Here is a 25,424-nt window from a genome sequence, read left to right on the forward strand (position 1 = left end):
GGCACAAAGGTAGTAGAGAAAACTCAAAAACTCAAATTGGTTTTCCAGGTTTTAACATACTTTACATTAAGATTCTGTTACACTCAGAGGTTCAGCACGGCCCGCAACGCCTTGTAGCCCGCAACGCTGGCCCTGATCTTGTCTCCATTCTTAAGGGTAAGCATCTGGTTCTGTTTTTCGTACATCTCAATACGAAGTATCTTTTCCACATTTACAATATAAGAACGGTGCACTCTCACAAACTGTGACGAAGGTAATCCCGCTTCGAAATACTTCATGGTCTCTTCTTTGAGAAACCTGTTCTGGTGGGTGACTATCTGCACATAATCGCCGTCGGATTGGATATAGACAATATCAGGGACAAGAATCACGTGTATCTTCTGACCAATCTTTACCGCTACCCGTTCCAGCACTTCGCTCTCTCCATTGCTATTCTCTTTTTCCCTGTCGGCGTGCGGTTCCGCAGAGTCTGTTTCCGGCTCCTCTTCTTTCTGCCTCTCCTTTTCAGTTTCCCTTTGTATCATCCTGAAATGGATTATTTGCACATGTATCACATACATAAACAGGCCGATAAAAGCGGACAACGGAATAAGTGAACGAATCTCATCCCTGTTTTCATTACCGAGCAGAAGGATGGAAGAGAGATAACCAAAGAGTACCCATATGGATATATAGAGGAACCCCAATGCGAAATAATTGATAAACCGCTGAAAGACATCTAATCTCACATAGTTGGAAGACGGAATGATGACTGCCAGCAGCATCCCCATTCCCAGTAAGATGATCGCATCAATGCAACTCTTTAGTAAAAGCAAACCAAGGGGAAAGGAGACAATCGGGAGAAATGCCGCCGTTTGCAATAGGGCGTACATTACGCCCAGGACTATCACTGGTAACAGTCGTAAGGGTATATACGTCAATGAGAGCTTCATTCCTTGTTTTTAAATTGGGTTACCGTTTTTCTGTTTGTCTACCGTATTTCGCATCCTCCAAAGGTCAGATTGCCTTGCAGGATCAGCTTTCGGGTATGATCGGGCTGGGAAATGATCCGATTATCTTCAACACCTCCCAGAACAGTCTGAAATCGTGTCTCGATCCACCAATCACCGGGAATATAGAGCTCCACACCCCCAAAAGTGGCGTCAATATCGAGAAAGGTCTCTCCTTCCGGGAGCGTGGTTCTTCTCAGGTCAAGCACCACACCGCCAAAAGTGGCGTTTATGCTGCCGCCGTTGAAAATAGGGTCTAAGAAAATACTCTCGGAACCGCCGAACAGCACGCTTTTGTCTATTCTCCCGTTTACGTTTTCTGTAGAATCGGCTCCTATCTGTTTGTATCCGTGCTGCCTCCTACCCCTGCCGGAACCTATCCTGAAAACAAGCACAAGTCCCAGGAGGATGAGCAATACCGGCCAATAGATACGGGCAAAATCCGTATCAACGCCGCTGATAAATCCCGGATAAGCTTCCGCTATACGGGGAAGCAGGAAGAAGAGTCCCGCGATCAACCAAATCACCCCGAAAGAATAATCTCTTTTGGAAAAACTGATAATGGAAAGTACAATAAAGATCATCGGCCATGAAAACAGGATAGGCCTGAGGGCGGCATCAATCCATCCGAAATTAAATGATAGAAACAGCAATCCGGCTATAATCAACAACAGACCGAAAATAATCCCTTTCGACTTTGGCGAATGATGAAATGTAAAACATGAATTTATTTCCATAATAAATACAATTTAGAATTTGCACAAATTTACGCTTCAAAAGGGGTCGGAAACAACTGAAAATCGATGAACGCATCCGATTTACCCGACGAATGAACTATTTTTTCCTTTAAACGATACCTTTTTTCTCCGTCCTGGAAAATGGCTGTAAATGTATGAAAATAACAGTAAGCCATATGAAAAGAAACACATTTTTTTATTCTTTTTCTCGTTGGAGACAACTCTCCTGCTATTATCTGTAAGTTGCATCGGTAAGGGGTAACGCCAGGCCCATGAACGCAAATGGTTTATTGGTATTGTGAAGGAGAAGCAATAAAAATTATAATTTGTGATGATAATTTTATAAATTTGCACACATTTATATTTTTACCGCACAATAACAATCAAAATGGCAAATAATAAACTACATGACGACGCCCTTGCCTATCATTCGCAGGGGCGCCCCGGAAAAATAGAAGTTGTTCCCACAAAACCCCATAGTTCGCAACGCGATCTCTCACTCGCCTACTCTCCCGGCGTGGCAGAACCTTGCCTGGAGATCGAAAAAGATCCGCAGACAGCCTATGATTACACATCGAAAGGTAATTTAGTGGCAGTAATCTCCAACGGTACCGCCGTACTGGGTCTGGGTGATATTGGTGCAATGGCAGGTAAACCCGTGATGGAAGGGAAAGGATTGCTCTTCAAAATATTCGCCGGGATCGATGTGTTCGATATCGAGGTAAACGAAAAAGATCCCGAAAAATTTATTGAAGTGGTGAAAGCCATCTCCCCTACTTTCGGGGGCATCAACCTGGAGGATATCAAAGCGCCGGAATGCTTCGAGATCGAAGAACGCCTGAAAAATGAACTGGATATACCCATTATGCATGACGACCAGCATGGTACGGCAATCATCTCCGCCTGCGGATTGTTGAATGCATTGGAACTAAACGGTAAGAAGATTGAAGATATCCGTATCGTGGTGAACGGTGCGGGAGCCGCTGCCAACTCTTGTACACAGTTATACATCGCTTTGGGAGCAAAACCGGAAAATATCGTGATGCTCGACTCAAAAGGGGTGATCAACACTTCGAGGACCGACCTGAATGATCGCAAAAAACCATTTGCCACTACCCGCAATATCTTTACTTTAGAGGAAGCTATAAAGGATGCCGATATGTTCCTTGGTCTTTCCGTAGCCGATGTTCTTACTCCCGAAATGCTCCAGTCAATGAATTCCGACCCGATCGTATTTGCACTGGCCAACCCCAACCCGGAGATTTCTTACGAACTGGCCATGGCATCAAGAGAGGACATTATTTTCGCTACAGGACGTTCCGATTATCCCAACCAGATCAATAATGTACTGGGATTCCCCTATATTTTCCGCGGAGCGCTCGATGTGCAGGCAACCTGCATCAACGAGGAGATGAAAGTCGCCACGGTGTACGCACTGGCAGAGCTGACTAAAAAAGCGGTGCCCGACGTGGTGAATGCCGCCTATAGCATCAAGAAACTGAGTTTCGGCAGAGACTATATCATACCCAAACCCCTGGATCCGAGATTGCTGACTACTGTCGCCCCGGCAGTGGCAAAAGCAGCTATGGAGTCGGGTATAGCCCGCAAACCGATCACCGACTGGGAACAATATGACCATAAGTTGCGTGACCTGATGGGATTGGACAACAAGATGATCCGCCGCCTGTTCGAGATGGCGCGCCAGAATCCGAAGCGAGTAGTCTTTTCCGAAACTAACCACCTCAACATGCTCAAGGCAGCCGAAACGGCGTATGCCGAAGGGATATGCAAACCCGTTCTGCTCGGGAACGAAGAGAAGATTGCCAAAGTAGCCAAAGAAAACCAGATCAGCCTCGAAGGAATTGAGATCGTGAACCTCCGGCACGACCGGGAAGAAGAGCGGCGTTTACGTTATGCGGAACTCCTTGCACAGAAGCGGAAACGACACGGTATGACCTTCGACGAAGCAGCCGAGAAGATGTTTGAGCGGAACTATTTCGGCATGATGATGGTAGAGACGGGCGATGTGGACGCCATGATTACGGGTGTGTTCAGTAAATATGCCGATACCACTGATATCGCCAAAGAGGTGATCGGTATCCGTGACGGGTTGAACCACATCGGCGCCATGCATATTGTCAATACAAAAAAGGGTGTACTCTTCCTTGCCGATACACTCTTCAACCGCCATCCCGACACCGAGGCGCTGATAGATATCGCCCGGCTGGCCAACGCTACTGTTAAGTTTTTCGCGCACGATCCGGTAATCGCCATGATCTCCTACTCCAATTTCGGGGCAGACTCGGTGGGTAGTCCCGCCAGCGTGCACAAGGTGGTGGAGACGCTGCACGAAAGATACCCGAACCTGGTAGTGGACGGTGAAATGCAGGTAAACTATGCACTCAACAAAGAACTGCGCGACAAGAAATACCCGTTTACCCGCCTACGTGATAAAGAAGTAAATACCTTGGTATTTCCCAATCTCAGCTCGGCCAATTCAGCCTATAAATTGTTAAGGGAAACCGGTACGAAAGATATTATCGGTCCGATCCAAATGGGATTGAAGAAACCGGTACATATCCTCGATGTGGAAACATCGGTACGCGATATAGTCCACATGGTAGCAGTAGCAGTAATCGATGCGATTGTGGAGGAAAATATCCAAACCAACAACCTCACAAGGATAGAATAGAAAACATCACCTCACCCCGGCAATGTAAATCCGGGCAACTACCCTGTAAAACGGTTTTGCAGGGAGAAACAAACAGAAAATTAAACCTAAACAAAATATAGAAATGATGGAAAAAAGAAAGAAATTCATTCTCCCCGAAGCAGAGATACCTACCCAATGGTATAATGTGACGGCTGAAATGAAAAACAAACCTCAACCCATGATCAACCCGCAGACGAAAGAACCATTGAAAGCGGAAGATCTTTACCCACTCTTTGCCGAAGAACTGTCGCGACAGGAGATGAACCAGACCGATGCCTGGATCGATATCCCCGAGGAGGTTAGAGAGAAATACAAAATTTACCGCCCCAGCCCGCTGGTACGCGCTACCGGATTGGAAAAAGCACTCGGCACACCGGCACATATCTACTTCAAGAACGAAAGTGTAAGCCCGGTAGGTTCACACAAACTCAATTCGGCACTGCCTCAGGCCTACTATAATAAGATAGAAGGAATAACCAACATCACTACCGAGACCGGTGCAGGACAATGGGGTACCGCACTGGCATTTGCCGCGAAAGCATTCGACCTGGAACTGGCGGTCTATATGGTGAAGATCAGCTATGAGCAGAAACCCTACCGCCGCTCGCTGATGCAGACCTGGGGAGCTCAGGTGATCCCTTCCCCCAGTATGTCGACCAAAGCAGGACGTAAAATCATCACCGAGCATCCCAATTATCAAGGCAGCCTGGGAACAGCTATCTCCGAAGCCATTGAATTGGCTATGCAGACTCCCAACTGCAAATACACGCTGGGAAGTGTGCTCAACCACGTATCGCTGCACCAGACGATTATCGGCTTGGAAGCAGAGAAACAGATGGCGATGGCCGACGAGTATCCCGACGTGGTAATTGGCTGTTTTGGCGGTGGTTCCAACTTCTCCGGTATCAGCTTTCCATTCCTGCGTCACAATATTGCCGGAAAAACCAACACACGGTTTATTGCGGCCGAGCCTGCATCCTGTCCCAAGCTGACGCGAGGGGAGTTCCGTTATGATTTTGGTGACGAGACCGGCTATACACCGCTGATCCCGATGTACACACTGGGGCACAAGTTCGCCCCGGCCAATATCCACGCCGGAGGATTGCGTTATCACGGGGCAGGTAGTATCGTGAGCCAACTGCTGAAAGATAAGTTGATTGAGGCGGTAAGCATCAAACAGCTGGAGACGTTTGAAGCAGGTATACTCTTTGCCCGTACCGAAGGTATCATCCCTGCTCCCGAATCGACCCATGCTATTGCGGTAGCCGTCCGGGAAGCATTACAAGCCAAAGAAGAGGGAAAAGAAAAGGTTATTCTGTTCAATCTCTCTGGACACGGATTGGTAGATATGGCCGCTTACGACCAATATCTGGCGGGTGATCTGAGTAATCATGAGGTTTCGGATGAAGATATCCGCAAATTTTCAGCTGAGTCCTGATCTCATTGAGAATAAGCGCTATTGCGGATAAACAGACGAAAAAGGGTGAAAAATAACATAAATAATTTGGAAGTTTCATTTTTAGCCCCTATCTTTGAAAATACAATTGAACTATTTCGTTAAGCGAATACAGAGGCAAAACCTGTTTTGACTATGTTGAGCGTAGAAATAGTCTAAATTTATTGAATGAGTTATTGCCGCATTGGTCGATTGGGAAACTCATCAATTACATTTTATGAACCGAGACTCGTTTTTGGCATCAATGGCGGGCCGCATCCTTCGGGATTCCGGTTTTACCGGGACAGCGGATTACAAAGATACCGAGACACTCAAATCCTGTCATAAGGAGTTTCGTCTTATTCCACCGGTGCGGCTTTTTATAAAAAGCAGATTAGCAAGAAGATCTTCTCTGATTGCAGTCTGCTTTTCACTTTATATGGGAGATGATTCGAGAATTCAAGATTCAAAATTCAAGATTTCATTGTCAACTGTCAATTATCCATTGTCAATTGAGTAAAATTGGCACATTATCAAGATGGCTACAATAAAACAATATTGGGAAATCTTCATTGTCTTTTTTAAGATCGGCGCCTTCACTTTTGGTGGTGGTTACGCCATGATTCCCCTTATCCGCAACGAGGTAGTCAACAAAAAGAGATGGATACAAGATGACGAATTTATAGATATGCTTGCTATTGCCCAGTCCATGCCCGGCCCTATCGCACTCAATACAGCCTTGTTCGTGGGAAATAAACGGCGAGGATTTAAAGGTAGCCTCTTTTCTGCAGCAGGCGTTATTTTACCCTCCTTTATCGTGATCCTGCTTATCGCCATGGTGTTCACCCAGTTCAAGGATAACGAGGTAGTAGAGCGTATATTCAAAGGTATCCGTCCCGCAGTGGTAGCACTAATTGTCGCACCCCTGTTGAGTCTGGGCAAATCGGCCGGGGTGAGATGGAAGAACCTATGGATTCCCGTTGCTGTAGCACTTGCAGTCTGGCAGCTAAACGTCTCCCCCATGTATATTGTACTCGCAGCTATCCTTTTAGGAATTTCCCATTTTATTTATTTGAGAACGAAAATAAATAAGTAATATGGAACTATTGGACCTCTATCTGGCATTGTTTGTAGCATTCTTTAAGATCGGCCTGTTCGGTTTTGGAGGAGGGTATGCCATGCTGCCTCTTATACAGCACGAGATCGTCGATACGCATCAATGGATGTCGGTAAGCGACTTCACCGATATTGTGGCTATCTCACAGACCACGCCGGGGCCTATAGCCTTCAATTCAGCTACTTATATAGGTTATTCGGCCGTTACGGAGATGGGGTTTGCGTCGGGTTACGGAGTGATCGGCTCGGCAATCTGCACCTTTGCGGTAAGTCTGCCCTCTCTTATCCTGATGACACTTGTCACCGCTTTTTTCTTCCGCCTCAAGAATAACCCATGGTTGCAGTCGGCCCTCTCGATTCTGAAACCGGCTATTATCGGGTTGATTGCTTCCGCAGCACTTATACTGATTACTCCTTACAATTTTATTGATTATAAAAGCTGGATCATTTTTGGAGTGGTATTGGCGGCATCCATCAAAAAGGTCGATCCGATCCTGCTTATTTTTCTCTCCGGTGTGATTGGACTGATTCTTTATTGAGAGGTGTTCTCCGGTCTCCCGGATTCATTTGTCTCATTTGAGTCTTCTTTCTGAAATTCCGCTGACTCCTTGAGTGCTTTTTTCAATGCCTTTTCAGCCTTCCGCCTTCTCCGGCTCCTCTTTCCGGCCCGGATAAGCAGTACCAGAAAAAACAGGAGTAATAGCGCAATCAGAACTAAAAACCATGTTTCAGTATAAAAAGGGTCGTTACTATAGTCAATGCCTATATCAAGGTTTATCTCCTCCATCTCATTCAATCTCATTCAATCTCCTTCAATCTTCTTCAATCTCACTCAATCTCCATCAATCTCACTCAACATATCTATTCTCTGATAAGCAAGCCGTTCTGTTCCATTGGAGACATAGATGATACCGCAGTAGGTAAATCCCAGTTTTTTGAGTATCCGCTGCATCACACGGTTATCACGATGCGTATCTACCCGAATGTTGTTACATTGAGAGAAACACCACCGGAAGCAGGCTTCGGCAATTCCTTTTTCTTTGCCTGATGATGCGATACGGTGTACGGTACCATAGAGGTCATTATTGAGCCATTCTCCCTCATAGATCTTCTCATAAGTAGGATCATCGCCAATGATAAAACAGAAAGTACCAATCAATTCTCCCTCCTGGTTTTCACAGACAAAACTGTGTCCTGCATCTATCTCTTCTTTGATAAAGGCAACCGAGGGATAGCCGTCCGTCCATTGCGAAACATTTCCGGTACTGCACATAAAATCACGGGCGATGGCATATATCTCCATCACCTCCGGCAGATCGTCATGGGTTGTGGGTCGTATCCGGGTGATCATTCCAATTATTTACAGCACTACGGTTGGGTTGTCTTGACTTTTGATTCTTATCTCTCTTTATGCCTTTTTTGCCGATGGTTTCTTGGTTGTCTTCTTTGCCGACGATTTTCCAGTCGATGATTTCTTTGCCGCAGTCTTGGTGGCGGCTGCTTTTGTTGCTCCCTTCCCAGCTTTGGGTTCCTTTCCCTTATCTGTATCGGCAATAATCTTACGGCAATCTTCCAGGGAGAGTTCCTCCGGTTTTTGCCCTTTGGGAATCTTATAATTCGATTTTTTGTAGGCGATATAGGGACCGTAACGACCGTTCAACACCTGTAGGTCGGGATCTTCCTCAAAAGTTTTGATGACCTTTTCCTTATCTTTTTTCTCCTTCGCCTCGATCAGTTCAATAGCTTCATCGAGCCGGACCTCTAACGGATCGACTCCCTTAGGTAATGAAACAAATTTATTGTTGTGACGGATATAAGGACCAAACCGACCAACCCCGATCACCACCTCTTTCCCTCTAAATTCACCCACTGTTCGCGGTAATTCAAACAGTTTCAGGGTCTCTTCGAGAGTGATGGTCTCGATAGATTGTGATTTTTGCAACGAAGCAAAAAGCGGTTTCTCCTCTTCATCCTGGGTTCCTATCTGCGCCATGGCACCATAACGACCTATCTTCACCGATACCTGGCGCCCCGTCTTGGGATCCGTACCCAACACCCGTTCACCCGCTTTGTGTTCGGTGCGCATCTGCGACGTCTCTTCCACGATGGGGTGAAACATTTTATAGAAATCGGCAATCGATTTGTTCCACTGGGCTTCACCCTCGGCAATCTTATCGAAATCCTTCTCCACTTTGGCCGTAAAATTGTAATCGACGATCGAGGGGAAATACTCCACCAGAAAATCGTTTACTACCATACCGATATCAGTCGGGATTAATTTATTTTTATCGGCACCGGCAATCTCTTTTTTGTGGGTATCTTTAATAACTCCTTTCTTGAGGGTAAGGATATTATAGATTCTCTCTTCTCCTTCTATATTCCCTTTCTCCACATACTCCCGGTTGATGATGGTAGAAATGGTAGGTGCATAAGTAGAAGGGCGTCCGATACCCAGTTCTTCCATCTTCCTCACCAATGCTGCTTCGGTATATCTCGGGGGACGTTGTGTAAAGCGTTCTGTTGCATTCGTCTCCAGCATGGTGAGTTGTTCACCTTTTTTCATGGGAGGCAGCATCCCCTCTTCATTTTCACCGTTCTCCTCGTCGGTTCCTTCCAGATAGACCCTCAGAAATCCGTCGAATTTAATTACTTCACCGTTAGCCACGAATTTACCGTCGTTGTTGGAAATAGTGATATCTGCAGTAGTGCGCTCCAATTCGGCATCCGCCATCTGCGAAGCAATGGTACGCTTCCAGATCAGCTCATAGAGCCGCTTCTCCTGGGCAGTACCATCAATCTCATGTGTACTGATATAAGTCGGGCGGATAGCTTCGTGCGCCTCCTGTGCACCCTTAGACTGGGTAGCGTACTGCCGGCTTTTGATATATTTCTCTCCGTATTGACTGCTAATTTCCGTTTTGGCAGTTCCGATCGCCAGTGCGGAGAGATGTACCGAGTCGGTACGCATATAGGTTATCTTCCCTGACTCGTAAAGGCGTTGCGCCACCATCATGGTCTGTCCTACCGAGAAGCCCAGCTTACGCGACGCTTCCTGTTGCAGGGTGGAGGTTGTGAATGGAGGTGCAGGCGATTTCTTTGCCGGACGAACATGGACATCGCCCACGGTAAAGGCCGATGTCTTGAGTTGCTCTAACAGCACCAGCGCTTCAGCTTTGGTCTTAAGCCGTTTGTTATATTCGGCTTTGATCTCATACTGATGCCCGTTCTCCTCTTTAGTGAAAAGGGCTACAATCCTGTAAGCCGCTTCCGATTTGAAATTCTGGATTTCCCGTTCCCTTTCGACAATCAGGCGTACTGCGACAGATTGCACACGTCCGGCAGAGAGGGCCGGTTTTATCTTTCTCCACAACACCGGCGAGAGCTCGAAGCCCACGATACGGTCGAGTACCCTCCGCGCCTGCTGTGCATCCACTAAGTTCTGGTCGATCTTACGGGGATTTTGGATTGCTTGTTGAATGGCATCCTTTGTGATTTCGTGAAATACGATACGTTTGGTCTTATCCTCCTTCAGCTCCAGCGCATCAAAGAGATGCCATGAGATGGCCTCCCCCTCGCGGTCCTCATCGGAAGCGAGCCAGACCGTTTCAGCTTTTTTCGCCGCCGCCTTCAGCTCATTAACAACTTTTTTCTTATCGGCAGGAATCTCATAAATCGGCATAAAGCCGTTCTCAATATCGATACTGAAATCTTTTTTCTTCAGATCGCGAATATGCCCGTAGCTGGACATGACATGAAAATCCTTTCCGAGAAACCTCTCAATTGTCTTTGCTTTCGCAGGTGACTCTACGATAACCAGGTTTTTATCCATTCAACTTTACAATTTGGGTGCAAAAGTACTAAGTTTTGTGTAAGGAACAATATCTTTTTCAGAAAATCCTTGTTTGTGAAGGTGTTTTTATGTTTAATAGAGGGTCACTCCATGAATGGAAGTCAACATATTAGTAAGCTGTGGAGACAATGTCCGGCGTATTTCAAGACGCATACGGCAACTATCGGTAAAATCCTGTGTCCAGCGCACGGTATCAAATTGTTTTAACACACGCATCACCTCATTGAGCAAGGTATAATCGAAAGCGATATTGATGGTATCATCGACTGTTCTTTCCACGATCTCCGCGTTGGCAACGGCATCGGCGGCCGCCTCCTTGTATGCTTTGATCAATCCGCCCGTTCCCAGAAGTGTACCGCCGAAATAGCGCACTACGGTAATCAGCACATCGGTCAGTTCGGCTGAATTGATCTGTCCCAGGATAGGCCTTCCCGCCGTTCCCGACGGCTCCCCATCATCATTGGAGCGGAAATCGATTCTCTCCCACCCCAACATATAGGCCCAACAGACATGGCGGGCATCGTAATATTTCTTGTGTTGCTCATCCAGTATCTCTTTCACCTCTTCAACACTCTTCACCGGAAAGATGTGAGATATGAACTTACTTTTCTTTTCGGTGATATATCCTTCGGCAGGTCGGATTACGGTTTTATATGTATCGTCCATACCACAAAAATAGTAAAAGTGGATGGAACAGGCATAATGCCGACAGGGTTGTTTTAATGTTTCACGCTTAACTTAATTATTTCAATGTTCCTCCCACGGTATTTCCTTTATCAATATTTATACGCAAATAATTCTCTTTAACAGCTATTATGCCTATGACTCTTTTATCTCGAAGATATCCTCTTTTCAAACAGGTCTAACACGTCGATGAACGTTTCGGGTAAGATATTATATACTAAATCGAGAATATAGATGGGGATTTCCTTGTAATAAGCTGCGGCAATGGCTCCTGTCATACAGGCTATGGTATCGCTGTCGCCTCCGATTGAAATAGCCAGCCGGATAGCGCTTTCATAATCCGAACTTTCGAGGAAAGCCCTGATTGCTTGCGGGACGGAACCCTGGCAAGTAGTGTCGAAAGTATAATACGAACGGATCTCATCAAGCGTAAAATTGAGATCGTAGCCAAAAGTTTCGGTGATGTATTGTTTTATTTCATCCTTCGTTTTTCCCTTTCGGGCGAAAAAAACGGCAGAAGCAACTGCCTGTGCGCCTTTGATACCTTCAGGATGATCGTGGGTCACTTCCGCTGTTTGTCTGGCAACGTCCAGCACCTCTTCCAGCGTGTCAAAGGCAAAACCGACAGGACTCACACGCATCGCCGAACCGTTTCCATAACTTCCATATGGTGCACGGTTTTCCGATTGCAGCCACTCGATAAAAAAGCCGCCATAACCCCGGTAAGGATGCTTCCGTCCATATTTCCAAATAGTTTCGGCAAAATCTTTGTCATGGAGAATAGCATCGGCCACAGCGACCGTGAGTACAGTGTCATCCGTAAAGTCCGATTTATCCGAGAACAACGGGAACTTTGCTGTCTTCACGTTATTCCGTTCAAAAACGGAACCAATGATATCACCCGCGATTGCACCTATGATAGTTGGTGTAGGATAAAGCATGATTATATCAAAAAAATTTACCCGCCAAACCGGTAGTTGAACCGGAATGGCGGGTAAATAAATTATATATCACTAGCACTTGGATGCACCGCAGTTACGACATTTGAGGCATCCTTCCTGATAGACCAACGTCTCCTGGCCGCAGACGGGACACTTCTGTCCTTTGGCTTCGGTTTCGTTGGGAAGGTATTTCTTCAGTGCGCGCTCCACACCGTTCTTCCAGGTGTTGATAGTCTCGCTGTCGAGTTCCAGCCCCGATACCAGTTTGATCACCTGATCAATCGGCATACCGTAACGTAATACCCCGGAAATCAGCTTTGCATAGTTCCAATACTCAGGATTGAACTTTCCATCCAGCCCTTCGATGGTCACCTTGTAACCACGCCTGTTCTGGAACTGGAAATCATAATGCTTCCGGCCGTCGCTGTCATATGCCTTGATAATCTTCCCGGAAGTAACCGTCTTAGGCAACATAATACCATCATCCTCATCATTGATCCCAGTGAAGATCTCATACGGCCTGCCATTATGTAATCCGATGAAAGCGATCCACTTCTCCTTATTATTCTGGAACTTGATCACATCGGCTTCCAACTCAACAGGACGGGAGGTGACAATTGCCGGCAATTCGTAACAGTCATCGTCTTTTTCTTCTTTTTTGTCACCGTTGGAGATAAGCACACCGGCCCGCGATCCGTCGCGATAGACCGTACAACCTTTACAACCGCTCTTCCACGCTTCCATGTATAATTCGCCCACCAGCTCCTCGGTCACATCATTCGGCAGGTTGATAGTCACGCTAATTGAGTGGTCTACCCATTTCTGCACTCTTCCCTGCATCTTTACCTTTTGCAGCCAGTCCACATCGTTGGAGGTAGCTTTATAGTAGGGTGATTTTGCCACCATCTCATCGATTTCTTCGTTGGTGTAGCGTTTGGTAGTAGAATAGCCCTTGGCTTCCATCCAGGTCACGAATTTATGATGGAACACCGTGTATTCTTCCCATGAATCGCCGTTCTCATCCACGAAGTCGATCTTCACATCCTTGTCATTGGGGTTTACCTTACGACGACGGGTATAAACAGGCAAAAAGACCGGCTCGATACCCGAAGTGGTCTGCGACATAAGACTGGTTGTTCCTGTAGGGGCGATGGTAAGGAGGGCTATATTACGCCTTCCGTATTTCACCATATCCTCATACAGCTGAGGATCAGCCTCTTTCAGGCGATTGATAAAGGGATTGTTTTTCTCTCTTTCTATATCGAATATTTCGAATGCACCCCGCTCTTTTGCCATCTCCACAGATGAGGCATAGGCATTGAGTGCCACTGTACGGTGTACTTTTTCCGAGAAATCATTACCCTCGTCAGTTCCATAACGAATACCCAATGCAGCGAGCATATCTCCCTCTGCAGTGATACCTACACCGGTACGACGCCCTTGCAGGGTTTTAAGTTGGATCTTCTTCCAGAGATTACGCTCGGAATATTTTACTTCTTCCGATTCGGGGTCGGCTTCTATTTTTTCGAGGATCATATCGATCTTTTCCGATTCCAGATCCACGATATCGTCCATGATACGCTGCGCCAACCGTACATGTTTGCCAAACAGTTCGAAATCGAAATAAGCATCCTCCTTAAAGGGATTCACCACATAGGAATAAAGGTTAATAGCCAACAGGCGGCAACTATCGTAAGGACACAAAGGGATTTCACCGCACGGATTGGTCGATACGGTTCTGAAACCCAGGTCGGCATAACAGTCGGGGATCGACTCGCGGATGATGGTATCCCAGAACAGCACACCAGGTTCAGCCGATTGCCAGGCATTGTGCACGATCTTTTTCCATAACCTCTCGGCATCAATCGTTTTTTCATATTTCGGTTTGTCGGAATCGACAGGAAACTTCTGTACATAGGGTTTTCCTTCTGATGCAGCTTCCATAAATCCATCATCGATTTTTACCGAGATATTGGCTCCGGTTACTTTACCCTGCTCCAACTTGGCATTGATAAAATCTTCCGAGTCGGGATGCTTGATAGATACGCTCAACATCAGAGCACCTCTACGACCGTCCTGTGCCACTTCACGCGTGGAATTGGAGTAGCGTTCCATAAAAGGAACCAAGCCAGTGGAAGTGAGTGCCGAATTCTTTACGGGCGATCCTTTCGGCCGGATATGAGAGAGGTCGTGCCCTACCCCGCCGCGGCGTTTCATTAATTGTACCTGCTCCTCGTCGATACGGATAATGGCGCCATAGGAATCGGCATCGCCATCCATCCCTATCACAAAGCAATTTGATAACGAGGCCACCTGGTAATCATTTCCGATACCGGTCATAGGACTTCCCTGGGGAATGATATAACGAAAACGGTCGAAAAGGTCAAACAACTCTTTTTCGCTCAATGGATTGGTATATTTCTTTTCGATCCGGGCTACTTCTTTGGCCAAACGCCAATGCATATCTTCGGGCGTCTTTTCATAGATATCACCCTGACTGTCTTTGAGGGCGTATTTGCTTACCCACACCTTGGCCGCCAGTTCATCGCCCTGGAAATACCTTAACGAGGCGTTATAGGCTTCGTCGAAAGTGTATGTCTTCTTTTTCATCAGGAAAAAATTATATAATAAATAAAATTTCAATTACATTAGACATTTTGAATCGCCTTCGCTTCTCGATTTCCAATTCTGCGCTCGGCAAAACCAAAGCAAGCTTTGTTTCTGCTCTCACTTAACGAAATAGTTCTAAAATGTCACTTATTCTCCAAAACAGACCACTCAATTTATCAAAGTAAGGTTTTTTGGTTTTGCAAGTTTATGGAAAGTTTCTAAGAATCCAAAATTTTTATCTATTTTTTTATCAACAAAATCCCAAAGTTTTCCAGAAAAAATCATAAAATATTAATAATCAGATAATTAATTTTACCAAAGAGAGAAAAAGTTTTCCAATTGGTATAACTTCACTGAATTTCAAACAAATAAATAAGTAAAAAAAGAATATAAAAAACAGAGAAAATATAAATAAAAAAATCACCCAACCGGTGAAACCTGCTGAGTGATAGGACTCCCGGATGATTAATAAGTCGTCCCGGATTATAAATGGTGTATAAATCTACTTGTCGAAATTTTTTACTGCACCCATAAAGAGAATGGCACCAGTGGAATTTTCCTGAATGAGATAAAGGAAAGGACGATTAGCGTTAAATACCACTTTTTCCGGATTTACAGGAAGGGAGGTCATTATCATCCCGATTGTAGTAACAACTGCCGCTTCGGTACCCAACTCATCAGTACTGATATAGGTATCCTGTTTAACGAAATCAATTTTAGCAGGTGCATCACTCATCCGTGAAAAATCGGCCACATTGGCAAAAGCGATCCCCATCCCCATTTTTGCAAGGACCTCATTCAACCTTTTACTATACTCTGTTTTGAATTTAGGTAAGGAGAGTTCAACCTCGGCCTCATGCAATCCCGACTTCAAATTTTCCCAATAACCCTCCTGACGGGTTGTTGCTATCACATCCTGTAGTTTTTTATCCTCTGCAGGCAGGAGTACCATCATACTGAAAGCCTGATTACCATAGGGAAGTTGTACTAATTGGAGGTTCCCATCATTGGTATAATTAAACTTTGCAGTTTGTTTCATCATCTCCACATTTTTCCGTGTACCATTTTCATAGGTAAACGGCCTTTCAGAAGTGTTCTTCTTGTCAAATTCTGAAGTCCATATACCTTTAAAGTAAATGGCATTAAGCAGATACATCAGATCTTCAGGTTTGGTATTCTCTATCACTTTCTCTATCAAACCGTTGGTATTATCCGATGCCCACTTATTAATAATACTTACGGTTTCAGGACGAGTAAAATCGACAGCTTCTACAGTCGCCTCATAGAACGAGCGATTAGTATTAACAAAATCGGGCTTGATCTTAACGGATTGATTGGTAAAAATAGCGTTGGCAATTGATAACTTAGTGGAAGGATCTGTTTTTAATAAAGCCTCCCTGAGTTTTTTATAGTAACTATTGAGTTCATCATCGGAAAATCCATCCATTTTCAGCGTTTGCTGCATAGCCTCCTTTGTTTTGCCGGCAGCACCGTTCCATGTCATGGCAAGGGCCATGCTCAGGCTCAGCGGCGAAACCATAAAATTATTGTCTTCGCCGAGGGATTCTTCCACAAACAGATGTTCAAAGAATTCAAACGCAAAAGTCTGGTCTGCACGTACCATCTGCCGCTCTGCCGAGCGCAGGTCTATCCGGATGGGATCGGGGAGATCTCCGGCCCGCACATCACTGCCGTTTTTATCACAAGACATAGCCCAAAACAGGCTTGTAATAATTACCATTAATAACAATGAGTTGATCTTCGATAGCATAACAGTTATATTTAAGTGAACATTCTCCATTTACATATTTATATGATGTATTTAAACGGCAAATTGTTGCAAAAAGACCATTAAAAAAGGTGAAAAGGAGGAAAGGTGAAAAGGAGGGACGGAGGAAAAGTGGGATCTTTTACTTGCAGTAACTGTAAATGATAAAATTAATGCGTATTTTTGCCTGCTGATTGATCAGGTTTTACACTGGTTGGTCTGATTTATGTACCACTTTTAAATTATTGTCTGTCGGAATGAGAAGATGGCGTATTGAAGACTCAGAAGAGTTATATAATATCAACGGTTGGGGAAACGGTTATTTCTCCGTCAACGAAAAGGGTCATGTGCAGGTAACTCCACGTAAACAGGGAGGCTATAGCGTAGACCTGAGCGAGCTAATGCGTGAATTGTACCTGCGCGATGTTTCAGCTCCCGTATTGATACGGTTTCCCGAGATACTGGACAACCGTATTGAAAAGATATCTCAAAGTTTCGCCATTGCATCGAAAGAGTATGAATATAATGCCCAGAATTACATCATCTACCCTATCAAGGTAAACCAGATGCGACAGGTAGTAGAAGAGATCGTTTCCAGTGGAAAACGGTTCAATATAGGACTGGAAGCCGGATCCAAACCGGAACTCCATGCCGTGCTGGCAATCAATACCGATAATGACTCTCTTATCATATGCAACGGATATAAAGATGAAAGTTATATAGAACTGGCACTGCTGGCACAAAAGATGGGAAAGAAAGTATTCATCGTTGTTGAGAAACTGAATGAACTCGACCTGACCATCAAGATCGCTAAGCGGCTAAAGGTAAAACCCAATATTGGTATCCGTGTGAAACTGGCCAGCTCCGGCAGTGGCAAGTGGGAAGAGTCGGGTGGCGACGGCAGCAAATTCGGACTCAATTCGAGTGAACTGCTTGAAGCACTGGAGGTGCTTAAAACAAATAAGATGGAGGATTGCTTTCAGCTTATCCATTTTCACATAGGAAGCCAGATTACAAAGATACGCCGTATTAAGACCGCATTGCGCGAAGCGGCCCAGTTTTACGTCCAGCTCCATGCCATGGGATTCAAGATCCAGTATGTAGATATAGGGGGTGGATTGGGTGTCGATTACGACGGCACACGTTCCTCCTTCACCGAGAACAGCATCAATTACTCTATACAGGAGTATGTGAACGACTCGGTGTTTGCCTTCGTGGATGCAGCGAACAAAAACGAACTACCCCACCCCGACATCATTACCGAATCGGGACGTGCACTTACGGCACATCATTCGGTATTAATCTTTGAAGTACTGGAAACGGCGACCTTACCGGCATGGCCGGAGGATCAGGAATTGGAAGAGGATGCCCATGAATTGGTGAAAGAACTCTACAATATCTGGGATACGCTTACACAGGCACGGATGCTGGAAGCATGGCACGACGCACAGCAAATCAGGGAAGAGTCACTCGACCTATTCAGCCTGGGCATGCTCGATTTGAAAACCCGGGCACAGATGGAGCAACTCTACTTCTCTATCGTGCGGGAAATCAATATCACCAGCAACCGGGCTAAACATGCCCCCGAAGAACTAAGGCAACTATCTACCCTGCTACCCGACAAATATTTCTGTAACTTCTCGTTATTCCAGTCGCTCCCCGACTCCTGGGCCATCGACCAGGTATTTCCAATTATCCCTATTCACCGGCTGGATGAGAAACCCGACAGGACTGCCACATTGCAGGATATCACCTGCGACTCGGACGGGAAAATATCCAATTTTGCTTCGCAGGATGGATTCCGCTCTGCTTATCTTCCCGTCCATTCTCTTAAAAAAGATGAATCCTATTATATAGGTGTTTTTCTGGTGGGGGCTTATCAGGAAATTCTGGGCGACCTGCATAACCTGTTCGGCGATACCAATGTGGTACATGTTTCTACGGGCGAAAGCGGATATAAGATCGATCAGGTAATCGATGGCGAGTCGGTAGCAGAAGTACTGGAATATGCACAGTATAATCCCAAGAAACTGGTTCGTACCGTGGAGACCTGGGTGATGAGTTCTGTAAAACAAGGGAAGATCTCGGTAGAAGAAGGGAAAGAATTCCTCTCGAACTACCGGTCGGGATTGTACGGATACACTTATCTGGAATAAACGCATTCCTCGTCCGCCACTTCAAACTCAATGGTACAGTGCTGTACCCCCATTGACAACAGTTTGTCCCGGATCTCCAATTTTAGTCGGTGTTGTTCCTCCATCGGAAGAGCGCTACGAAGTACCACGTGAACGGTCATTACGTTATATTCGCCGTCTACCGACCATGCATGGAGATCGTGTACATCTTGCACTTCTCCGATTTCCAGTAGCGATCGTTTCACTTCTTCCATATCAAGCTGCGAAGGACTTCCCTGCAAAATAATACGCAAGCTTTGACGGATATTTCTATACACATTATAAAGGATATAGAGAGAAATGAGAATGGAAAGGAGAGGATCGATAAATGGCGCGTCGACAAAATACATGATTCCTGCACCTATCAACACCGCCAGCCACCCCAGCACATCTTCCAGGAGATGTAGAGACACCACCCTTTCGTTGATTGAGCTTCCTTTCCTCAGCCGAAGGACAGCCATCCCGTTAATGATCACTCCCAGAACGGCAAGTAACAACATCCCTTTCACATCGGGATGTTGAGGATTAAACAGACGGGGAATAGCATGCGTCAGGATCAGGATACTTCCCACCAGCAGTATCACCGAATTGATCACGGCACCTAATAACGAAAAACGTTTGTAGCCATAGGTGTATTCCTTGGTTCGGGGTCTCTTTGCCACTTTTTGGAAATACCATGACAGCCCGAGCGAAAAACTATCGCCCAGATCATGGACTGCATCCGAAAGGATTGCCACACTATTGGTTATCAAACCACCGACTAACTCAATGATGGTGAAAGAAAGATTCAGAAAAAAAGCAGCCCTGATATTCTTTACCTCCGTGTGTCCGTAGTGATGATCGTGATGGTGGTGCTGATGTGCATGCATAACTAATTCAACTCTGTCTATTTATCGATCCCGACACGATTCAGGATAAAGGCAAACTCAAAGGCAGTATCTTTGATACCGTCATATCGCCCCGTAGCACCTCCATGGCCTGAATCCATATTCATATGGAGCAACAGGATATTATCATCCGTCTTCAGTGCGCGCAGTTTAGCTGCATATTTGGCCGGTTCGTGGAAAAGCACCTGCGAATCGTTGATACCGCCGGTAATCAATATATTGGGATAATCCTGCGCAGTGATATTATCATAGGGCGAGTAAGAAAGGATATAGTTGTAATATTCCTCTTCATTGGGGTTACCCCACTCTTCATATTCACCTGTGGTGAGTGGCAGCGTATCGTCGAGCATAGTGTTGACTACATCGATAAACGGTACCTGCGCTACGATAGTCTGGTAAAGGTCCGGACGCATATTCGCCACGGCACCCATCAGCAATCCCCCTGCACTCCCCCCCATGGCGGCCAGTTTGTAGGAAGATGTATAACCATCCTGTATCAGTTTTTCGCTGCAGGCGATAAAATCGGTAAAGGTATTCTTTTTATGCAACAGTTTTCCGTCTTCATACCATTGCTCACCCAGGTCGCTTCCTCCACGGATCTGGGCAACGGCGTACACAAAACCTCGATCGATCAGGCTGTACATGCTCGCACTGAAATAGACATCAGAACTTATTCCGTAACTTCCATAGGAATAGAGCAACGCGGGATTGCTGCCATCTTTCTTCAATCCTTTCTTGTAAACGACAGCCATCGGAACCTGCACTCCGTCGGGAGCGGTAGCCCAAAGCCGTTCCACTGTATAATCATCAGGGTTGAATCCCGAAGGCACTTCCTGTTCTTTCAGTTTTTCCGTTTCTTTTGTTTCTATGTTATATTCGTATAAAGTAGTGGGGCGGTTAAGCGACGTATAAGAATACCGGAAAGTGACGGCGTCATATTCGGGATTACCGCTGAGTGATGCCGTATAGACCGGTTCGGGGAAAGCAATCGTTTCCGTTTCTCCCTCTCCTGATACCGGTTTGACCTGAATTTCAGCCAGTCCGTTTTTCCTTAACTCGAGCAACACATGATCTTTCAGTATATCGATCGATTCTATACGAACATCCTTATCATGGGGCACAAACAGTTTCCAGGCAGCACGATCTTCATAGCCGGTGAGCGGCATTTCATAGATCATACCGTTAAGATTCTCTTTGTCTTTATAGCGGACAAAAAACTTGTCCTTATGCGGATAAACACTATACTCCACATCCTGTACGCGGGGAAGGAACACTTTAAACGGGTCGGCAGGCCGGTCGGCAGAGATATATCTCTCTTCGGATGTGGTAGAACTTGCACTGGCAATAAAAATATGCTGCCTGGTCTTGCTACCGTAGACGTAAGTGCCAAAACGGGCATCCTTCTCTTCATATACCAACTCACCTGCTGTCGCATCCAGTTGTTGCCTGTATACTTTAGAAGATCGTAATGTCTGGTCGATCACGCTGTAGAAAAGCGTCTTATTGTCGTTAGCCCACGCTACCGAGGCAACGCCATCCATTGAAAACCCTACATCTTCACCTGAAGCAAGGTCTTTGACTTTCATCGTGAATTCGGCATATGAACCGGTCTCATTATAGAAATAGACCGCCTTGCTGTTATCCGGACTGATAGAATAGCCTCTGAAAATAAATGCAGGTTTCCCTTCGGCCATCGCATTCACATCGAAAATAATCTCTTCCGGGGATTCCATCGACCCTTTACGACGACAATAGGTGCGATACTGTTTCCCTTTTTCAGTGCGGCTATAGTAGTAATAACCATCCTTAAACGAGGGATAACTCTCATCATCCTCTTTCATTCTACCTACAATCTCCTCAAAAATGGTCTGCTGAAGCGTTCTGGTAGAGGCCATTATGCTATCTGTATAGATATTCTCGGCATTGAGGTAATCAATTACCTTCGGGTTGTTTTTGTCTTTCAACCAATAATAGTTGTCGACACGCTGTTGCCCGAAATTAATAAACGTATCGGGAATCACTTCCGCTACCGGAGGAGCGGGAAAATCGGATTGTTTCAAAATCTCCACTTCTTCTTTTTTAGGATTGCACGATACGACCATAAGTGTAATAACACCCACAATCACCAAATTAATATGTCTCATGCGATTATTTTATTTCTATTTATTCAATCGTCCGATTTACCGGGTCATTTCACCATTATATTGACTCTTCTATCGGATTCGTAAGGCAAAATTACATGATTTTTTCTGAAAACAACACGAACCGGCAAAATAGCTGTGATACACAAACCATAAATCCAAAATTTATGTGAAAAATATTGAACATTCTATTTATCCTTTTGTTATAAAGTGGCAACCCAACTTACCTGAAGGGTAAATAAACGTTTATAAACAGAGCATTATGATCCGGATTAAACGTATATATGATCAATTGGGCGATGATGACGGATATCGTATACTGATAGACCGGCTATGGCCGCGCGGCATATCCAAAGAAAACGCCCATGTGGATCTCTGGTTAAAAGAAATTGCTCCGTCTACAGAATTAAGGAAATGGTTCCAACATGATCCCGCAAAGTGGGAAGAGTTCGGTGGACGGTACCGGAAAGAGCTCTTCAAAGAAAAGGAGAACCTGCACCGGATAAAAGACCTCGAAAAAGAGCATGGTAACGTGACACTGCTCTACGCAGGAAAAGATGAGGAGCATACCCATGCATTGGTATTACTGAAAATGTTAAATAAAAAAACGTAATTAAAAGTGAGGAAACTCCCCCTGCATTGGAAGATAGTAATAGGAATGACGCTCGGCATATTGTTCGGCGCACTGGTCAGTAACTTCAGTTGGGGGAAACAGTTTGTAAGTGACTGGATCGCCCCTTTCGGCACCATCTTCATCAGGTTATTAAAGTTGATAGCAATTCCGTTAATCTTTACTTCGTTAGTAAAAGGGATATCCGACCTGAAAGATATATCGAGATTCCGACATATCGGAGTCCGGACTATTATTCTATATATCAGTACCACAGTAATTGCTATCATCATCGGGCTGTTGCTGGTTAATACGCTAAAGCCGGGAGCCGGGATCTCGCAGGAGACTATTGACGAGTTGACAGAGACCTATGCGGGAAATACATCCATCATCACCAACCTACAGGAAATAGAACAGCAAGACAGCGGTCCATTGACTTTCCTGATCGATATAGTACCTGAAAATATTTTTACCGCTTTCGGCAATAACAGTTTGATGTTACAGGTGATCTTTTTCTCTATCATTTTTGGTATCAGCATGTTGTTGATCGATCCGGAAAGTGCAAGACCGGTCTCCAGACTGATCAACGGATTGAACGAAGTGGTGCTGAAGATGGTCAACCTGATCATGCTGATGGCGCCCTTTGCCGTATTTGCTCTTCTGGCACAGATTATTGTCAGCACCGACAATGTGGAAATACTCCAAAAATTACTCTTCTACGGAGCCACTGTGGTTTTAGGGCTTATACTGATGCTTAGCTTCTACCTGATCGTCGTCTATCTTTTTACAGGAAGAAATCCCCATTGGTTTATCAAGGGGATTGCTCCGGCACAACTTCTCGCTTTCTCCACCAGTTCGAGCGCAGCCACATTGCCGGTGACGATGGAGCGGGTAACTGAACACCTGGGTGTAGATAATGAAGTGTCGAGTTTTGTATTGCCGGTAGGCGCCACTATCAATATGGACGGCACCAGTCTTTACCAGGCCGTGGCCGCAGTCTTCATCACCCAGGCACTTCATTTCCCATTGGATTTCTCCGATCAGTTGACTATTATTCTGACTGCCTTGCTGGCTTCTATCGGTGCAGCAGCCGTACCCGGGACCGGTATGATCATGCTAGTAATCGTACTGGAATCGATCGGCTTTCCTGCCGACAAGTTGGCGATCGGCCTTGCATTGATCTTTGCCATTGACCGTCCGCTCGATATGTGTCGCACAGTAATCAACATCTCAGGCGACGCCATGGTATCAGTGGTAGTAGCCAAATCACTTGGCAAATTACATCATTCTGTACAAAAGGAAGAAAATCCACTCCATAATCAGAATGATATATCCCTGCACTAATCCTTCTTCTTTTCCGTAGTTACATCTCTACATCTTTCCAAGTGTCCGCTTCCGTACAGAACTGTTCGGAAACGGACACTTAATCTCCACATTCAATCCTAATAATCAGCGTATTATATTTATGGCATGCGTTTTGTTTTTAATAAAGCAAAACAGACAACATATATGGACAGAAAAATACCCAAAGATGTTCTCCTCAAAGAGAAAAGAAAAAGATGGATCAAATATGGAACTATTATCCTTTCCTCTATAGTGCTTATCGCTGTAATCATCTCTTTGCTCCGGGACAGTATATCCCTGAAAAATATCCAACTCTCCTCCGTCGATAAAGGAACGATTGAAGTTACCGTGAGCGCATCGGGAAAAGTGATGCCGGCATTTGAAGAGACCGTTATCGCTCCCATCGAAAGCCGGATCATGAAAGTACATAAAAGAGCGGGTGACTCCGTAGATGTGGGTACTCCCTTGCTACAACTCGACCTGCAAAGCATCGAGACCGACTACCGCAAAATGCTGGATGAATTGCAGATGCGCCAATACCGCATTGAGCAGCAACGTATCAAGAACAGCAGTACGCTCAGTGATATGGAAATGCAACTAAAAGTGAACGACATGCAGATCGATAAGATGGCTGTAGAAGTGGTCAATGAGAAATACCTCGACAGTATTGGAGCGGGTACCACTGATAAGGTCCGTGAGGTGGAGATCAGTTACAACGTAGCAAAGTTGGAACAAGAACAGGCACATAAGAAGTTCGAAAACGACCGTAAGGTGGCCGATGCTGAACTTCGTGTGCAGGAACTGGAGCTCGAGATTTTCCGTAAGACGCTTGCCGAAACCAAACGTATTCTTGAAGACGCACAGATCCGCTCACCACGAAAAGCTATCCTTACCTATATCAATAACCAGGTGGGTGCCCGTGTGGGACAAGGTACCGAAGTCGCCATCCTCTCCGACCTGTCGCAGTTCCGCATCGACGGGGAGATTGCCGACAGCTATGGAGACCGTATTTCTGTGGGAAGCAAAGCAGTCGTCAGGATTGGGAGTGATGAGTTGACGGGCGTTGTCAGCAACGTGACCCCACTGTCGAAAAACGGCGTGATCCAGTTCACCGTGCAGTTGGATGATCCCGATAACCAACGATTACGATCGGGATTGCGTACCGATGTTTATGTGATGAATGCCGTCAAGGAGGATGTGTTGCGCATTGACAACGGTCCATATTACAGCGGCCAGGGCACGTATGAACTGTTTGTACTGAATGGTGGTACCCTTGAAAAACGAAAAGTACAATTAGGCGAAAGCAATTATCAATATGTCGAAGTGATCTCAGGTCTGGAACCGGGCGACCGTGTAGTAGTATCCGATATGAGCCGGTACAGGGACAAGAATAAGTTGAAAGTTTCTCAATAATATGGGAAATGA

General features: G+C 45.5%; 19 protein-coding genes. 8 read left to right on the top strand and 11 right to left on the bottom strand.

The features are described 5' to 3' along the window. Positions 1-83: 83 nt before the first annotated feature. Positions 84-932: a LytR/AlgR family response regulator transcription factor gene (locus PSM36_RS11545; RefSeq protein ID WP_083711032.1), complete on the bottom strand. Its 849-nt coding sequence runs from the start codon at positions 930-932 to the stop codon at positions 84-86. A 38-nt stretch (positions 933-970) separates the two neighbouring features. Next, on the bottom strand, positions 971-1,726 hold the full coding sequence (locus PSM36_RS11550) for a LiaF transmembrane domain-containing protein (RefSeq protein WP_083711033.1): 756 nt from the start codon (positions 1,724-1,726) through the stop codon (positions 971-973). Between the two features lie 388 nt (positions 1,727-2,114). Between PSM36_RS11550 and PSM36_RS11555 the strand changes: the two genes are divergently transcribed. The 4 genes from PSM36_RS11555 to PSM36_RS11575 all read left to right on the top strand — a co-directional run bounded on the left by PSM36_RS11555 (position 2,115) and on the right by PSM36_RS11575 (position 7,529). Further along, positions 2,115-4,418 carry an NADP-dependent malic enzyme gene (locus tag PSM36_RS11555; protein ID WP_076931020.1) on the top strand — a complete coding sequence of 768 codons (2,304 nt, stop codon included), beginning with the start codon at positions 2,115-2,117 and terminating at the stop codon, positions 4,416-4,418. Positions 4,419-4,521: 103 nt separating this feature from the next. Next, entirely contained in the window at positions 4,522-5,877 is a 1,356-nt protein-coding gene (locus PSM36_RS11560) for a TrpB-like pyridoxal phosphate-dependent enzyme (RefSeq protein WP_076931021.1), read from the top strand. A gap of 544 nt (positions 5,878-6,421) precedes the next feature. Beyond that, a complete protein-coding gene (locus tag PSM36_RS11570; RefSeq protein ID WP_161947593.1) occupies positions 6,422-6,970 on the top strand; it encodes a chromate transporter in 549 nt (182 codons plus the stop codon). 1 nt (position 6,971) lies between these two features. Next, positions 6,972-7,529: a chromate transporter gene (locus PSM36_RS11575; RefSeq protein ID WP_076931024.1), complete on the top strand. Its 558-nt coding sequence runs from the start codon at positions 6,972-6,974 to the stop codon at positions 7,527-7,529. Here PSM36_RS11575 and PSM36_RS11580 read toward each other — a convergent pair. The 7 genes from PSM36_RS11580 to PSM36_RS11610 form a co-directional block, all read right to left on the bottom strand. Next, on the bottom strand, positions 7,523-7,792 hold the full coding sequence (locus PSM36_RS11580; protein WP_076931025.1) for a hypothetical protein: 270 nt from the start codon (positions 7,790-7,792) through the stop codon (positions 7,523-7,525). The genes PSM36_RS11575 and PSM36_RS11580 overlap by 7 nt on opposite strands. Before the next feature lie 30 nt (positions 7,793-7,822). Then, a complete protein-coding gene (locus PSM36_RS11585) occupies positions 7,823-8,341 on the bottom strand; it encodes a GNAT family N-acetyltransferase (protein WP_076931026.1) in 519 nt (172 codons plus the stop codon). Positions 8,342-8,398: 57 nt separating this feature from the next. Next, a complete protein-coding gene (topA, locus tag PSM36_RS11590; protein ID WP_076931027.1) occupies positions 8,399-10,819 on the bottom strand; it encodes a type I DNA topoisomerase in 2,421 nt (806 codons plus the stop codon). Between the two features lie 93 nt (positions 10,820-10,912). Then, entirely contained in the window at positions 10,913-11,506 is a 594-nt protein-coding gene (locus PSM36_RS11595) for an IMPACT family protein (protein WP_076931028.1), read from the bottom strand. 164 nt (positions 11,507-11,670) lie between these two features. After that, complete coding sequence (locus tag PSM36_RS11600) at positions 11,671-12,465, bottom strand: ADP-ribosylglycohydrolase family protein (protein WP_173823137.1); 795 nt, start codon at positions 12,463-12,465, stop codon at positions 11,671-11,673. 72 nt (positions 12,466-12,537) lie between these two features. Continuing rightward, positions 12,538-15,075 (bottom strand): adenosylcobalamin-dependent ribonucleoside-diphosphate reductase, encoded by a 2,538-nt coding sequence (locus PSM36_RS11605; protein ID WP_076932222.1) that lies wholly within the window; start codon positions 15,073-15,075, stop codon positions 12,538-12,540. Positions 15,076-15,577: 502 nt separating this feature from the next. After that, the gene (locus PSM36_RS11610) at positions 15,578-16,846 is read right to left on the bottom strand and encodes a serpin family protein (protein ID WP_076931029.1); all 1,269 of its coding nucleotides are present in this window, start codon (positions 16,844-16,846) and stop codon (positions 15,578-15,580) included. 254 nt (positions 16,847-17,100) lie between these two features. Between PSM36_RS11610 and speA the strand changes: the two genes are divergently transcribed. After that, positions 17,101-18,999, top strand: coding sequence for a biosynthetic arginine decarboxylase (gene speA, locus PSM36_RS11615; RefSeq protein ID WP_076931030.1), 1,899 nt, complete (start codon positions 17,101-17,103; stop codon positions 18,997-18,999). Here the strand turns inward: speA and PSM36_RS11620 are convergent. Further along, positions 18,987-19,886, bottom strand: coding sequence for a cation diffusion facilitator family transporter (locus PSM36_RS11620; RefSeq protein WP_076931031.1), 900 nt, complete (start codon positions 19,884-19,886; stop codon positions 18,987-18,989). The genes speA and PSM36_RS11620 overlap by 13 nt on opposite strands. A gap of 17 nt (positions 19,887-19,903) precedes the next feature. After that, positions 19,904-22,048 carry a S9 family peptidase gene (locus PSM36_RS11625; RefSeq protein ID WP_154671017.1) on the bottom strand — a complete coding sequence of 715 codons (2,145 nt, stop codon included), beginning with the start codon at positions 22,046-22,048 and terminating at the stop codon, positions 19,904-19,906. 259 nt (positions 22,049-22,307) lie between these two features. Here PSM36_RS11625 and PSM36_RS11630 point away from each other — a divergent pair, with 259 nt between their 5' ends. The 3 genes from PSM36_RS11630 (at position 22,308) to PSM36_RS11640 (ending at position 25,412) form a co-directional block, all read left to right on the top strand. Further along, on the top strand, positions 22,308-22,658 hold the full coding sequence (locus PSM36_RS11630; protein WP_076931032.1) for a DUF488 domain-containing protein: 351 nt from the start codon (positions 22,308-22,310) through the stop codon (positions 22,656-22,658). A gap of 6 nt (positions 22,659-22,664) precedes the next feature. Further along, a complete protein-coding gene (locus PSM36_RS11635) occupies positions 22,665-23,999 on the top strand; it encodes a dicarboxylate/amino acid:cation symporter (protein WP_044060117.1) in 1,335 nt (444 codons plus the stop codon). Positions 24,000-24,164: 165 nt separating this feature from the next. Next, positions 24,165-25,412 (top strand): efflux RND transporter periplasmic adaptor subunit, encoded by a 1,248-nt coding sequence (locus PSM36_RS11640; protein ID WP_076932224.1) that lies wholly within the window; start codon positions 24,165-24,167, stop codon positions 25,410-25,412. Positions 25,413-25,424: the final 12 nt, after the last annotated feature.

Source organism: Proteiniphilum saccharofermentans, assembly GCF_900095135.1.
Taxonomy (GTDB): Bacteria; Bacteroidota; Bacteroidia; order Bacteroidales; family Dysgonomonadaceae; genus Proteiniphilum; species Proteiniphilum saccharofermentans.